Source organism: Acinetobacter sp. UBA6526, from assembly GCF_002434875.1.
Taxonomy (GTDB): domain Bacteria; phylum Pseudomonadota; class Gammaproteobacteria; order Pseudomonadales; family Moraxellaceae; genus Acinetobacter; species Acinetobacter venetianus.
Genome location: NZ_DJLC01000001.1, coordinates 1 through 14,541, shown reverse-complemented (window position 1 = coordinate 14,541; position 14,541 = coordinate 1). Strand labels below are relative to the sequence as shown.

Genomic DNA, 14,541 nt, shown 5'->3' with positions numbered 1-14,541 from the left:
TTTAGTAAAAAATCTAAAGCTTGACGATAACCAACAGACCGCATAGACGGTAAATTATCATTTAAATCGTATTTTACAATTAGGCCCTCCACTTCATTTAAAAAACCGATTTCCCACATTTTGCTCAATCTTTGCTCAATGCGTTTATGTAATTCTAACCGATCAGGCATCAAAGCGTAGTTATGAAAAGTGTAACGGTAAGGTTGATTTTTAGGTTGTTCAGCCTGTAACTTTGTTATTGGCTCACCTGTAATTCGATATACTTCAAGTGCGCGAATAATTCTTTGCTTATCAGAGACTTTAAATTTTTGACCAGCGATTGGATCTACTGCAACCAATTCATCATAGACAGCCTGCCACCCTTCCTGCTCCGCTTTTTCCGTAATTGCATCACGAACATTTTGGTCAGCATTTGGTAAATTATCAGCAAGCCCCTCTAACAGTGCTTTGAAATATAACATTGTCCCACCAACGAGAACGGGAGTTTTCCCACGCTCATGCATATCATCAATCAAAGGACAAACATCCTCGACAAATTGTGCTGCAGAATACACTTCCAACGGTGTAATAATATCAATCAAATGATGTGGATAAAGTGCTTGTTCTTCCTTGGTTGGTTTCGCTGTACCAATATCCATATCTTTATAAACTAAGGCTGAATCAACAGAAATTAGTTCAAAATTACCACGCTCATAGAGTTCACATGCCAATGCAGTTTTACCACTTGCGGTAGGCCCCATTAAATTGATGACGGGCAATTGATTTGACATGTACAACTACTCTCCTCGAGCAAATAATTTATCTAATTGATGCAGTGGAAATGCACGCCAAGTCGGACGGCCATGATTACATTGGCTAGCAAATTCAGTTTGTTCCATTTGACGCAATAAGGCATTCATTTCAGAAAGGCTTAACTGCCGATGAGCACGCACAGCGCCATGACATGCCATACCAGCGAGTAATTCATCACGTTTTTGCAATAAACCTCTTGCTTCATCATTTGGATCAAGATCATTGAGCAATTCTGGAATCAATTTCTCAAAATCTGCTTTATGTAAAATGGCAGGCACACCACGTACGATCACTTGATCATCCCCATACTGATCGACTTCCAAACCGAGTCGTTGTAATTGGGGTTGTAAATCTTCGATGCGAGTGGCTTGCATACGCGTAATTGAAACAATTTTTGGAATCAATAATTGCTGCGATGTCCAAAATTCAGGTTTATCCCATGCTGACTTCATTTGTTGTAATAAGATGCGTTCGTGTGCTGCATGCATATCAACAATAATCAAGCCTTCGGTATTTTGCGCAAGAATATAAATGCCATGAAGTTGTGCTATTGCAATACCTAATGGAAATTCATCCACACGTGATGGAACCGTTTGATTACTTTCAACTTCCCCGTGATCAAAGGTGGTAGGAGTTTCTCCACCACGCAATGGCGCCAAATATGTTTTAAGCGCATTATTTAATTGTGCAGAACCATTATAACGAGGTTCTTGTGATCCAGAATTATAATTTACGGCTTGAGGACGACTTTGATTAAATTCAGTCAATAAATCAGTTGAAACAGCTACATGTTGATTGGCTGATGACTCTGCTTCAACCGCAGCACGATGTAAATTAAATTGTTCTTGGTATTTGGGCTGAGGCTGATAATCAAAGTTTTCTGTTGTACTTTCATCTGTTTTCATTGCCTGTGCTAAATCTGCACTAGCTGTTTGAAATTGCGATAAAGTTGATTTGGCATAATGACGCACAAATTCATGCACTTCACGTTGATTTAGAAAGCGAATTTCATGCTTGGTTGGATGTACATTGACATCAATATTTTCAGGATCTACTTCTAAAAACAACAAATAAGAAGAATGCTGATGACCATGCAAAATACCTTCATATGCCATACGCAGCGCATGTGAAATGGTTTTGTCTTTAACAATACGACCATTTACATAAACATATTGCAAATCTGCTTGTGCACGCGCATCAGAAGGATGCCCCAACCATCCAGATAAGCGCATATTGATACTTTCAGCATCAACCCAGTAGGCATTTTGAATAAATTGTTGACCGAGTAACTGTTGAACACGTTGGTAACGTAACTCACCACTATCAGCCACAGGTAGGTTTAAACGGATATTATCGTTGTGCTCAAGTACAAAACGAATATCGAAATGTGTTAAAGCCAAACGGCGAACAATTTCTTCAATATGGTTAAATTCTGTTGTTGGCTTTTTTAGAAATTTACGACGTGCAGGAACATTAAAAAATAAATCCTGAACACGAATATGTGTACCTTTCTGTGTGGCAACCGCTTGAACTTGCTGATGATCGAAAGCGGTACCATTGACTTCTACTTGATAACCCACGCCTTGTTCATCTTGACTGCTGGTCAAAGTTAAACGAGACACAGCAGCGATGGATGCCAATGCTTCCCCACGAAAGCCCAAGCTAACAATCGCATGTAAGTCTTCAGAAGTTTGAATTTTACTAGTCGCATGTCGCATCACTGCCAAAGGTAAATCTTCTGGGTGAATGCCATTCCCGTTATCAATGATTTCAATTAAAGTCGAACCGCCCTGAGCCACACGAATGATCAACTCAGTCGCACTAGCATCAATTGAGTTTTCTAATAACTCTTTTACGACGGATGACGGGCGTTCGATCACCTCACCCGCAGCAATTTGGTTGGCTAATGCGGCATTAAGAGTATGGATACGGCGAGTTGAACGATCTGTTGAATCATGCGCCATGCAATTGTTCCTGCAACGTTTGAGACAGTGCTTGAGAATCTACAGTTAAAGTCACAAATCGAGTGAGCTCATCTTCTGACTTTTGAATGTCGATGACCACATCGGCTTTTGGAATTTCCTCACCACCTTTAGATGGCCATTCAAATAAAAATAATGCCTCAGGCGTTTCCAAATAATCACGAATTCCCATCAACTCTAACTCATAAGGATCATCCAAACGATATAAATCGAAATGAAAAATGTCGCGACCATTAATATTATAAGGTTCAACCAAGGTATAAGTTGGACTTTTTACTGAACCGTTATGACCTAAATTTTGCAGAAAATAGCGTGTAAATGTAGTTTTTCCAGCGCCCAAATCACCAATTAAGTAAATAATGCCAGCATGCACATGCTGAGAGAGTACTTGTGCAAAACGCTGAGTGTCTTGTTCATGATTTAAAGTAAATTTCACTGAATACGACATGGCAAATAGAACAAAATTGGGATGGTCGTTATAATAACATTGCACTGCCACAAAGCCTAATCATGTGCTTTTAAACTGGCTTTTTTTACATCGTTTATACTGAGTCGAATGTACTGTATGTCATCTATTCTAGAATTTACCCCACCACTTATTAATGGCGTCAGTGCAAGCAAAGTCTTTTTACCAAGAGAAGTTATCGCAAATACGATTTTTGATTACCTCTGCCAACATTTTCCACATATTCATGCAAGTGAATGGCAACAACGTTTTGATGATGGGCTTATTTATGCTGCTGATGGCTCACAACTACAATTAAATAGCACCTATACACCCAATACCCATATTTTTTATTATCGCTTTCTTGCGCATGAAATCCATGTACCTTTTCAACATGAAATATTATTTGAAAATGATGATCTGATCGTGGTCGATAAACCTCATTTTTTAACCATGAGTCCAACAGGACAATACGTTCAAGAAACGCTTTTGGTACGATTAAAAAAACAAACAGGCTATGTAGATTTAACCCCAATCCATCGCTTAGATAGAGAAACGGCTGGCATCGTATTATTTAGTAAAAGACCTGCCTCTCGTGGTGTTTATCAACAGTTATTTGCAGAACGAAAAGTACAAAAAACCTACCATGCAATTGCAGCTTATCGCTCTGAACTCACATTTCCACAAACAGTAAACTTGCATTTAGAAAAAGGACATCCTTTTTACACGATGCAAATTAATAATGAAAAGGAAAGTAATAGTGAAACTTATATTGAACTGTTAGAGCATGATCTACAACTCGCGAAATACCTTTTAAAACCGAAAACAGGGAAACAACATCAACTGCGTGTACACCTGAATTCACTTGGTATTCCTATACTTAATGACTCATTTTATCCAGTGATTCAGCATAGAGATGATGATGATTTTACTACCCCACTTCAATTACTTGCAAAGGCAATTAATTTCATAGATCCCATCACAAACCAAGAAATGCAGTTCAGTTCTCACCACGAACTCACATTGCAAACACAACGTAATGACAAAAATTCTATATTTTCAGCTCAAAAATATTGAAATTACATTGCGATGGTTTAAAATACATGACGATAACTAAAAATATTTGGTCTTATTCTTCATGCGAAAAACAGAAGTTTATCAGGTTCGACTTGATTCTCAGGAAAAAAAACAAGCTTTTGCTGTCTTTAAACAGCTAGGGATCTCCCCTGCCCAAGCCGTACGTCTTTTCTTCAAACAGGTGGTTCTGACGAAATCAATTCCTTTTGCAATTGAAAATCAAAATATAAATATGGAACAGTTGCTCAAATTGCGAAAATCTAAAAATGCCGCAAATGCTGAAAATCCATCTTCTATCGACGTTGAAGACGACCATGAAGATTTATTTGAAGAGTTGAATGCACTTTTAGGTGAAAGTGACAAAACTTAACAATGTTGCATTTATACACAAGTTTCTATTTTTTAAGCTGAATTTTTTCGCTATCCTGTCAGTCCAAATAAAATTATAAGTTTAAGGATGACTTAGGATGATTGTTAAAAGGGCAACTCAAGAAGATCTTCACCAACTTGCGACCTTATTTGATGAATACCGCCAATTCTACGGTGCATCTTCAAATATCAAACAATCTTATCAATTTTTAAAACATCGTTATGACAATAAAGACAGTGTTATTTTTATCCACGTAAAAGATGATGTCTTCACGGGTTTTGTACTTCTATATCTCGCATTCTCTTCAGTCGCATGTGAAACCTATTATGTCTTAGATGATGTATACGTTACTCCTTTTTACAGACAACAAGGTTCAGCAAAACAATTAATTGATACTGCAATTCTTTTTGCTCGCCATGAAAATGCGCTTCGAATTAGTTTAGAAACTCAACGCAATAATCTTGAATCTCATCGCCTTTATGAGCAAATGGGTTTCATCCGTGATGATGAGTTCAACACCTTTCACTGCTTTTTAAAGTAAAGCGTCTTCTTTAGAAATATTTTGGCTCAGTAGCTTTTGAGCGGGTGTTAAATACATCCATTCGCCTTCCTCTAAGTCAGGGAGAATAAGTGAGCCAACTTGATTTCGATGTAGCTTTTCTACTTTATTTCCTACCGCTGCCAACATCCGCTTTACTTGATGATAAACACCTTGATGAATAGTCATCGACAACTGATATTCTGAAAATAGCTCAACATCAGTTGCTGTAAACACTCCTTTTTCATTACGTAACTCTACGCCCCGCTCTAATTGTTCTCTCTGCTCTAAGGAAATTGCGTCTACTGTAGTCACATGATAGACCTTAGGTACATGTTTCCGCGGATGTGTTAAAGCCTGCAGATATTGACCATCATCCGTTAAAAGTAGCAACCCTGTCGTATCTTGATCCAAACGACCTACACATTGAATACCACGATGAATCAAAATCTCGGAAAATAAGCTAAAAACACTCTTATGATGCGTCGCTTGATGCGAACATTCATAACCACTCGGTTTATTTAAAACAATATAAACGTGTTCTCGGAATTGATATTGCTCACCAAAGACCTGAAAACTGAGCTGTTCCGTATTAAAATTCTGTTTTGGATTCTCACAGACTTGCTCTTCGACCATTACAGAGCCATTTTTAATCAGTTGCTGGCAATATTTTCTAGAACCAAAACCTTGAGACTGTAAAATTTTTTCCAGCAACATATGAAGAACCTAAATCAAACTTAATTTATTGTACTCGATTAACTTTAATTTCGTTGCCTGCTTTCTATTCATCTTTTTTATAATTTCTTCACAATCTCTTCACTTGTAATAGAACACATACAAAAGCATCGTCAAACTATCTCATTCCAGATATTGCACTCCATATTTTCACTAAAAAGTATTGTTACATTTGCATCAAGTTAAAAAGAATGCTGTCCAGAACAATGGATAAGGAGTTTCACAATGAAATCGAATATTTGGTTATGTGGTGCAATTTTAGCGACTGCCTCAATGATGAATGTTGCCCATGCTGATAATTCTACACGCGTTGCAGCGACTTCAGCTTTAGGTAGTGTGGTTGGTACAGCAATTGGTCAGCAGCTTGGTGGTCAAACAGGCGCCATGCTTGGTTCTGCAATTGGTGGTGCTGGTGGTGCAGCCGCATCAAGTAATAAACGCGATCGTACTGAAGCAGCTATCGGTGGTGGTTTAGGTGGTGTAGGCGGATATACCGTTGGTCGTAACATGGGTGGCACGAATGGTGGTTATATTGGTGCTGCGATTGGTGCTGCTGGTGGAGCTGCATTAGGTCAAAAAGTTGGTCAAGATCGTGATGCTGATCGTCGTTATAATGATCGTTATGACCGTCGCTATGACAATCGTCGTTCTTACGATGATCGTCGCTACTATAATTCGAACTCTCGTCATAAATACCGTCATGACAATGGCTTGCACCGCGGTTGGTATAAAAACCGTTAATCTGTTTTTTCTCGAAGCACCTACGGGTGCTTTTTTTATTACTTCAAAATAAATATCGAAAAACAACGATATACAAAACCCCACATATATCGTATTATTACGATATAAAGTATTGAGTATTTATTATGAAATCACTGCAAGATTTAAAGTTCTCTATTTTAGAATTAGCTCCCGTTAGAGATGACAAAAGTATCGAGTTTTCTCTAAGACATGCACTTGAATTAGCGCAACATGCTGAAAAACTAGGTTATGAGCGCTTTTGGTTAGCAGAACATCATAATATGGATGGTATTGCCAGTTCTGCTACAGCAGTTTTATTAGGCTTTATCGCTGCACATACTCAAAATATTCGCTTAGGTTCGGGCGGCATTATGCTACCTAATCATGCTCCACTCGTTGTTGCAGAACAGTTTGGAACCTTAGCCACACTTTATCCTAATCGATTTGAACTTGGTTTGGGTCGTGCTCCTGGAACAGATCCGTTAACAATGAGAGCCTTACGTCGAGGAAGACAAGAAACTGAAGATCAATTCCCTCAAGACGTTATGGAGATTTTGCAGTATTTTAAAGCACCTCAAGCAAACCAAAGAATCATTGCTACGCCTGGGCAAAATACTCAGGTTCCAGTTTGGTTATTGGGTTCTAGTCTGTTTAGTGCACAACTCGCAGCTAAACTAGGATTACCTTACTCATTTGCATCACATTTCGCTCCTAGAATGCTAGGTCAAGCGATTCAACTATATCGCGAAAATTTCCAAGCCTCTGAATATCTAGATAAACCTTATGTTTCAATGGGAATCCCCTCTGTTGTAGCTAAAACTGATGAAGAAGCTCAATACCTAGCGACCAGCTCGTATCAACGTATTTTAAATTTAATTCGTGGCCATAGTTTAAAGTTAAAACCACCTATTGAATCGACTGAGGGTTTAGCAACAAGTGCTGAACAAATGGCGATTCAAAACTTCTATGCAATGGCTCAAATTGGATCACAACAAACAGTCAAAACAAGTCTAGAAAAGATCGCTGCGCAATACGATGTTGATGAATTTATCTTTACTTGTGATATTTACGATACGGATAAGCGCTTAGAAAACTTTAGCTTACTAATGGATATTAAAAACACATAAACTCAAATCATGAATAAGGCTTATTGATCAATAATAAGCCTTATTCATAACAAAACTAACTGTCTTCATTTAAATAGCCTGCGTAAGCATTTGTTTTGCACGTTGCATATTGACAGCTTGACTAAACAAATACCCCTGTCCCATAGTACATCCAGAACTTTTTAATAATTCTAATTGTTCTGTATTTTCAATTCCTTCTGCCACAATATCTAAAGAAAGTTTTGGTCCTAAAGCTACGATTGCCTGCACAATCGCTAAAATAGCTTCATCTTGATTCATTCTTCGAATGAAATCACAATCAATTTTTAAGCAATCTACAGGATAATCTCTCAATCTTGTTAAAGAAGAATGCCCTGTTCCAAAATCATCCAGTGCGATACGTACACCATGTTGTTTTAATAGGTTTAACGCTCTAACAACATAGTCTGAACCACGATCATCCAATATATGCTCTGTAATTTCGATCTCAATTAAATGATGTGGAATCTTATATAAATTTAATCGATGCAATAAACGTTCAGCATAATTATCTTTTAGAAACTCTACTGGTGCTGCATTAATCGAAACAGGCACGATCTCAAGCCCTTGCTCCATCCAAATAGACATATCTTTAAAGACTTTATTTTGGATTGCATCACTGATTTTTGTAGCGAGTGCATAATCTTGAAATGCTTGTTCAACATTACTTGGAGAATGCACTTGATGATCTGAAGTTTGCCATCTAAGTAATGCTTCAAAACCAACGACTTTGCCATCACTCAAACGAACTTTAGGCTGATAAAATGGAATAATCAGATCATCTCGAATAATATGACGGGCTTCATTCAATTGAATTGCGATGTTTTGAGCTGCGATCTGCATATGTTGATTAAACATTCTAAAACCGCCGCGCCCTGTCGCTTTTAAATCATTTAAAGCTGTATCGGCACATTTCATCAAATTAACAGAGTCTTTAGAGTCTCGTGGGTAAATTGCACAACCAATACTCATGCTGCCATTAATTAGATTTCCCGCATAAGTAATAGGTGCATCCAACTGTTTACCAACCTCAAGCGCAATACGCTCAAGCTCGCTTTCTGAATCAATACCATTTACAACGACAGCAAACTCATCCCCACCTAAACGTGCGACAAAAGTATTCTCAGGGAGAATATTTTCAATACGTTTGGATAAAACTCGCAATAAATGATCACCAGCGGCATGCCCCAAAGTATCATTAACATGTTTAAAATAGTCCAAATCCAACAACATCAAGCCCATTAATTTTTTATTGGCTTTATGCTTATGTAATGAACGTTTAAGTTGTAATTTAAAGAAACGTCGATTGTATAAACCCGTTAACTCATCTAACTCGCTAGCTATACGCAAACGCATCTCAGTTTCTCTTTGTGCTGTTACATCACGCGACATACACAACACACATTCCGTTTGGCCTTGATCATTTAAAATCGGTGTGAGTAAATTATCCCAATATTGTATTTTTTGCCCGTTTTCTCTCATTCCACGAAAACGCGCAGTTTTACCCTGCAATGCAATCTTAAGTGCACGAGTTGCTTTTGTTCGAATTTCTGATGGTAAAAGTTCGATCCATTTCATTCCAAAAGTATGATGACTTTCGGGAATATTCAACGCAGCGCAACCTGACTTATTGACATGTAATAAAGATCCATCCGCTTCTAACAGTTTTATACAGTCAACACTGGTATCCAACATATTAGTTTGGGCATGAATATATTTTACGAGATTTTGCTGAAATTGTTTTGTCTCATGAATATCAACACTATTCACAAACCAATAACCTGCTTGATCTGAGCATTGTTCTACAAATTTTGCAGAAACTAAAAACCAGCGATACGCGCCAGTGTGATGTTTAAGTCGACATTCAACCTGAATTTGAGATTTTAATGGTAGGGCTTGAGACCACTCACTTTGGAAGACATCTAAATCATCGGGATGAATCAACTCCATCCATTCTTTTACAAGAGATTCAGATTCATGAAAACCAAGATATTCCTGACTAATCTTATTAAAGAAATATGCATCGCCTTGCTCTGTAAGTAACCAGACTAAGCTTGGAATACTATTGAAGACTTTTTGTTGAGTTTCATTCATTTGATGAATAAATTGTAAAGATGAAGCTAGATTCATATGTTGCTCATTCAACTCCGCAAGTTTAGGTTCCTGATGGAATGCCCCCACTGAAAAGACGACGAGCCAGAAATATTATTTATATACTGGCAATTTCACAACAAGATTTAAATCACCATTATTATATCAAAATGTGATCTATTTATCATTATTTATAAAATAATTACAAGCAACTAAAATCACTTAATTTTTTCAATTAAATTTCAAATAATTATAAAATTTTAATATCTCATTCGATGATGAATGCTAAGTTTTATAACGAATCATTTACGTATTCAACACAAACAAAGAAGCGCTAACCAAGTGATTAAAATTGATTAGCGTATTATTCATTAACCTATACGACGTTTTAAGCCAGTCATTTGCAGCACACGAGTTGAAATTTCCTCAATCGACATTTCAGTAACATTCAAGTATTTAATGCCTTCAGAAATATAAATTCCCTCAATTGCTCGCAATTCCATTTGGCATTGACTAAAACTTGCATAACGGCTATTTGCCTTACGCTCATTGCGGATTGCAACTAAACGTTCTGCATCAATCATGAGACCAAAGAGTTTATGTTTATGCTCTTTTAAAACCTTTGGTAAACGATTGTCATCCAAGTCTTCTTCTGTCAAAGGATAGTTTGCTACACGGATTCCGAATTGCAATGACAGATAAATAGAAGTTGGAGTTTTACCTGAACGAGACACACCAATTAAAATAATATCGGCTTTATCATAATGACGTGTTCTAGCACCATCATCGTTATCTAATGCAAAATGAACCGCATCAATACGCGCTTTATAATATTCTGAATCGGTTACCGCATGGGTTTGTCCAACCAAAGTTGTTGGCGGAATTCCAAGTTCTTGTTCAAGCTTACTAATTAATCCCTCGAAGACATCCAAATTTACGGCTTTAGCTGTATTAATAATTTCACGGACATGAGGATCAACCAAAGTATCAAAAACAAGTGGCAAAGAGCCATCACGATTTTGACAAGTATTAATCTCCGCAACGACGTTCATTGCAGCTTCTTCAGTTGTAATATACGGCATGATATGAATATCAAAATCAACGTTCGGAAACTGTGCAAGTAGTGAATGTCCAAGGGTTTCTGCTGTAATTGCTGTCCCATCTGAAATAAAGAATACGCTCCGTTTAATTTGTTTACTTTCGGGCATCAAAATTCTCCTTAAACATTTGTCTTAGTGCTCTATAATCTTTATAGTAAACTCATCTAACATGACTGTCGCTTAGTAAAACACTAATTCTAAGCACTTTCGTATAATTTCATACCAATGATGGTCATTCATACTGCAAAAAAAGTGGAGTAAATACTTTGGAAGCGCGCGTAATCGGTCTGGAAAAATTAGGAAAACACGATGTCGAACTCGTAGGTGGGAAAAACTCATCTTTGGGTGAAATGATCAGCCATTTATCCAATGCTGGTGTATCGGTACCAGGCGGCTTTGCAACTACTGCTGCTGCCTATCGTGAGTTCTTGGATCAGAGCGGTTTAAACGCTCGCATTCAGGCTGAACTTGCACAACTTAACGTAGATGATGTTATTGCACTTGCTGAAACAGGTGCCAAAATCCGTAAATGGATTGTAGACACGCCGCTTACTAACGCATTAGAAAAAGAAATTCGCGAGGCTTTCGCAGCACTTTCAAACGGCAACCCAGACATTGCTGTTGCAGTACGCTCTTCAGCAACTGCTGAAGATTTACCTGATGCTTCTTTCGCAGGACAACAAGAAACTTTCTTGAATATTCGTGGTATTGATAACATTCTTATCGCGATCAAAGAAGTATTTGCATCTTTATATAATGACCGCGCAATTGCTTATCGTGTACACCAAGGTTTTGAACACAGTGTTGTTGCTCTTTCTGCCGGCGTACAACGTATGGTTCGTTCAGAAACTGGTGCTGCTGGTGTAATGTTTACACTTGATACAGAATCTGGTTTCCGTGATGTGGTATTTATTACTGCATCTTACGGTTTGGGTGAAATGGTTGTACAAGGTGCTGTTAACCCAGACGAATTCTATTTATCAAAACCACTTTTAAATGGTGGTAAACACGCTGTTTTACGTCGCAACCTTGGCTCTAAACACCAAAAAATGATTTATGGTGAAGAAGGTGCTGCTGGTAAATCAGTTGTTGTTGTTGATGTTGAAAAACCTGAACGTCAACAATTTGCACTAAACGACCATGAATTACATGAACTCGCAAAACAAGCGCTAATCATCGAACAACATTACGGCTCTCCAATGGATATCGAGTGGGCAAAAGATGGTGATGATGGCCAAATCTATATCGTTCAAGCACGTCCAGAAACAGTAAAAAGCCGTCAAAATGTTGGCACAATGGAACGTTACCTGTTAAAGCAACGCGGTACGGTTATTTGTGAAGGTCGTTCAATCGGTCAACGTATCGGTTCTGGTAAAGTACGTGTTGTAACGTCTATTAAAGAAATGGATAAAGTACAAGACGGTGATGTACTTGTATCTGACATGACTGACCCAGACTGGGAACCAGTAATGAAACGCGCAGCTGCGATTGTAACTAACCGCGGTGGTCGTACATGCCATGCAGCAATTATCGCGCGTGAACTTGGTGTACCTGCAATCGTTGGTTGTGGTAACGCAACAGAAGTATTGACTGATGGTCAAGAAGTGACTGTTTCTTGTGCTGAAGGTGATACAGGCTTTATTTATGAAGGCGCGTTAGACTTCGAAGTTCAACGTAACTCTATTCACTCAATGCCTCAATTACCGTTCAAAATCATGATGAACGTTGGTAACCCTGACCGCGCATTTGACTTTGCTCAAATTCCAAATGAAGGGATTGGCCTTGCACGCCTTGAATTCATTATCAACCGTATGATTGGCGTGCATCCAAAAGCATTGTTGAATATCGAAAGTCTTCCTCGCGAAACTCGTGCTGCTGTGATGACACGTACGGCTGGATATTCTTCACCAATTGAATTCTATGTAGAAAAATTGGTTGAAGGTATTTCAACACTGGCTGCAGCTTTTGCTGAAAAACCAGTCATTGTTCGTATGTCTGATTTCAAATCAAATGAATATGCAAACCTAATCGGCGGTAAGCTTTACGAACCAGAAGAAGAAAACCCAATGTTGGGCTTCCGTGGTGCGAGTCGTTATGTTTCTGACAACTTCCGTGATTGCTTTGAACTTGAATGCCGTGCGTTGAAAAAAGTACGTGATGAAATGGGCTTAACCAATGTCCAAATCATGATTCCATTCGTTCGTACTGTTTCTGAAGCAAAACGTGTTATCGAATTGCTTGCTCAAAATGGTTTAAAACGTGGTGAAAACGGATTAAAAGTTATTATGATGTGTGAATTACCAACCAATGCTTTATTGGCTGAACAATTCCTTGAACATTTTGATGGCTTCTCAATCGGTTCAAATGACTTAACACAATTAACACTTGGTCTAGACCGTGACTCTGGTATCGTTTCTCACTTATTCGATGAACGTGATGCAGCAGTAAAAGCCCTCCTTTCTATGGCAATTCATGCTTGCCGTAAAGCTGGAAAATATGTGGGCATCTGTGGTCAAGGTCCTTCTGATCACCCTGACCTTGCAAAATGGCTCATGGAACAAGGTATTGAATCTGTGTCACTTAACCCTGATTCAGTGCTTGATACTTGGTTCTTCCTTGCAGAAGAGCAAATCAAGAAAGCCTAGTCTTTTTTAAAAAAAGACCCTTTCGTGGGGTCTTTTTTCATCTTTAGTCTTTGAGATTTTTAAATTATGCAAATTTACTTGGCTCGTAACAATCAACAAGCTGGACCTTATAGTTTAGAACAAGTGAACCAAATGCTTTCTAGCCAACAAGTCTTACTCACTGACTTAGTTTGGCATGAAGGTATGACCGAATGGAAAACACTTGGCGAATTAACTCAAGGAAAACTTGTATACGAACCTGTAGGTTATTCACCTTTCAGTAACCAAATTAAAAATGAAACTGAGAATACTACTTTTCATATTAAAGTGGAGCAAAAAGCACCCGCACCTGAACTAGCTTCATTCGCTTCTAGAGCCTTAGCTAAAGTTTTGGATCTCATGCTTTGGTTACCTATGCTTGCAATTCCATCTTTCTTTTTTAATGAAAGTCAGTACAAAGAACTATTTGAAATTCAAAAACAATTGCAAGCGACAGAAGTCGCATCAACAAAAGCAGTCGAACTACAGCAACAAGTCATGCACTTGATTCCAAATGAAGCATGGATGAGTATTTTTGTTTACTTAATTATCATGCTTATGATTCAAGCATTCTTTATCGCAAAATCCGGTCAAAGCATTGGCAAAAAATTAGCTAAAGTTAAAATTGTTGATATTGAAACGTCTGCTCATGTGTCAGTGATTCGTGCTTTCTGGTTGAGAAGCGTTTTGTTTATTATTTTAAATATGCTGTTTATGCCATTTATCACGATTATCGATTACGCTTTAGGTTTTAGCAAAAATCGTCAAACATTGCATGATAAATTGGCAAAAACCAAAGTGATTAAGCAGTAATCACAAATTCATAAAAAAAAGAGGATTTATTCCTCTTTTTTTATATATT

General features: G+C 37.9%; 13 protein-coding genes. 7 read left to right on the top strand and 6 right to left on the bottom strand.

The annotated features are described in order from the left end of the window. From miaA to tsaE, 3 genes are all read right to left on the bottom strand, one after another. Positions 1 to 770: tRNA (adenosine(37)-N6)-dimethylallyltransferase MiaA (miaA, locus tag B4237_RS00065; RefSeq protein ID WP_286940735.1), on the bottom strand; the 770-nt coding region annotated here is incomplete at its 3' end. A gap of 6 nt (positions 771 to 776) precedes the next feature. Continuing rightward, positions 777 to 2,756 (bottom strand): DNA mismatch repair endonuclease MutL, encoded by a 1,980-nt coding sequence (mutL, locus tag B4237_RS00060; RefSeq protein ID WP_278596429.1) that lies wholly within the window; start codon positions 2,754 to 2,756, stop codon positions 777 to 779. Further along, entirely contained in the window at positions 2,746 to 3,222 is a 477-nt protein-coding gene (gene tsaE / locus B4237_RS00055; protein ID WP_007478847.1) for a tRNA (adenosine(37)-N6)-threonylcarbamoyltransferase complex ATPase subunit type 1 TsaE, read from the bottom strand. Before tsaE ends, mutL begins: the two co-directional genes overlap by 11 nt. A 117-nt stretch (positions 3,223 to 3,339) precedes the next feature. On the opposite strand from tsaE, the gene B4237_RS00050 reads away from it, so the two are divergent. The 3 genes from B4237_RS00050 to B4237_RS00040 all read left to right on the top strand — a co-directional run bounded on the left by B4237_RS00050 (position 3,340) and on the right by B4237_RS00040 (position 5,207). Further along, the gene (locus B4237_RS00050) at positions 3,340 to 4,296 is read left to right on the top strand and encodes a pseudouridine synthase (protein ID WP_023014339.1); all 957 of its coding nucleotides are present in this window, start codon (positions 3,340 to 3,342) and stop codon (positions 4,294 to 4,296) included. A gap of 61 nt (positions 4,297 to 4,357) precedes the next feature. Next, the gene (locus tag B4237_RS00045) at positions 4,358 to 4,666 is read left to right on the top strand and encodes a type II toxin-antitoxin system RelB/DinJ family antitoxin (protein ID WP_004878666.1); all 309 of its coding nucleotides are present in this window, start codon (positions 4,358 to 4,360) and stop codon (positions 4,664 to 4,666) included. Between the two features lie 97 nt (positions 4,667 to 4,763). Further along, positions 4,764 to 5,207 carry a GNAT family N-acetyltransferase gene (locus B4237_RS00040; RefSeq protein WP_004878665.1) on the top strand — a complete coding sequence of 148 codons (444 nt, stop codon included), beginning with the start codon at positions 4,764 to 4,766 and terminating at the stop codon, positions 5,205 to 5,207. On the opposite strand, the gene B4237_RS00035 is transcribed toward B4237_RS00040, so the two are convergent. Next, on the bottom strand, positions 5,199 to 5,921 hold the full coding sequence (locus B4237_RS00035) for a pseudouridine synthase (RefSeq protein WP_278596428.1): 723 nt from the start codon (positions 5,919 to 5,921) through the stop codon (positions 5,199 to 5,201). The genes B4237_RS00040 and B4237_RS00035 overlap by 9 nt on opposite strands. 243 nt (positions 5,922 to 6,164) lie before the next feature. Here B4237_RS00035 and B4237_RS00030 point away from each other — a divergent pair, with 243 nt between their 5' ends. Together B4237_RS00030 and B4237_RS00025 are read left to right on the top strand one after the other, a co-directional pair. Continuing rightward, positions 6,165 to 6,680 carry a glycine zipper 2TM domain-containing protein gene (locus B4237_RS00030; RefSeq protein WP_007478843.1) on the top strand — a complete coding sequence of 172 codons (516 nt, stop codon included), beginning with the start codon at positions 6,165 to 6,167 and terminating at the stop codon, positions 6,678 to 6,680. Between the two features lie 125 nt (positions 6,681 to 6,805). Then, positions 6,806 to 7,807: an LLM class flavin-dependent oxidoreductase gene (locus tag B4237_RS00025; RefSeq protein ID WP_278596427.1), complete on the top strand. Its 1,002-nt coding sequence runs from the start codon at positions 6,806 to 6,808 to the stop codon at positions 7,805 to 7,807. A 69-nt stretch (positions 7,808 to 7,876) separates the two neighbouring features. On the opposite strand, the gene B4237_RS00020 is transcribed toward B4237_RS00025, so the two are convergent. Next, positions 7,877 to 9,955, bottom strand: coding sequence for a sensor domain-containing protein (locus B4237_RS00020; protein WP_286940734.1), 2,079 nt, complete (start codon positions 9,953 to 9,955; stop codon positions 7,877 to 7,879). 332 nt (positions 9,956 to 10,287) lie between these two features. Further along, complete coding sequence (gene ppsR / locus B4237_RS00015; RefSeq protein WP_004878655.1) at positions 10,288 to 11,124, bottom strand: posphoenolpyruvate synthetase regulatory kinase/phosphorylase PpsR; 837 nt, start codon at positions 11,122 to 11,124, stop codon at positions 10,288 to 10,290. A gap of 158 nt (positions 11,125 to 11,282) precedes the next feature. Here ppsR and ppsA point away from each other — a divergent pair, with 158 nt between their 5' ends. After that, a complete protein-coding gene (ppsA, locus tag B4237_RS00010) occupies positions 11,283 to 13,661 on the top strand; it encodes a phosphoenolpyruvate synthase (protein ID WP_004878653.1) in 2,379 nt (792 codons plus the stop codon). Between the two features lie 66 nt (positions 13,662 to 13,727). Beyond that, a complete protein-coding gene (locus B4237_RS00005) occupies positions 13,728 to 14,492 on the top strand; it encodes an RDD family protein (RefSeq protein ID WP_286940733.1) in 765 nt (254 codons plus the stop codon). Positions 14,493 to 14,541: the final 49 nt, after the last annotated feature.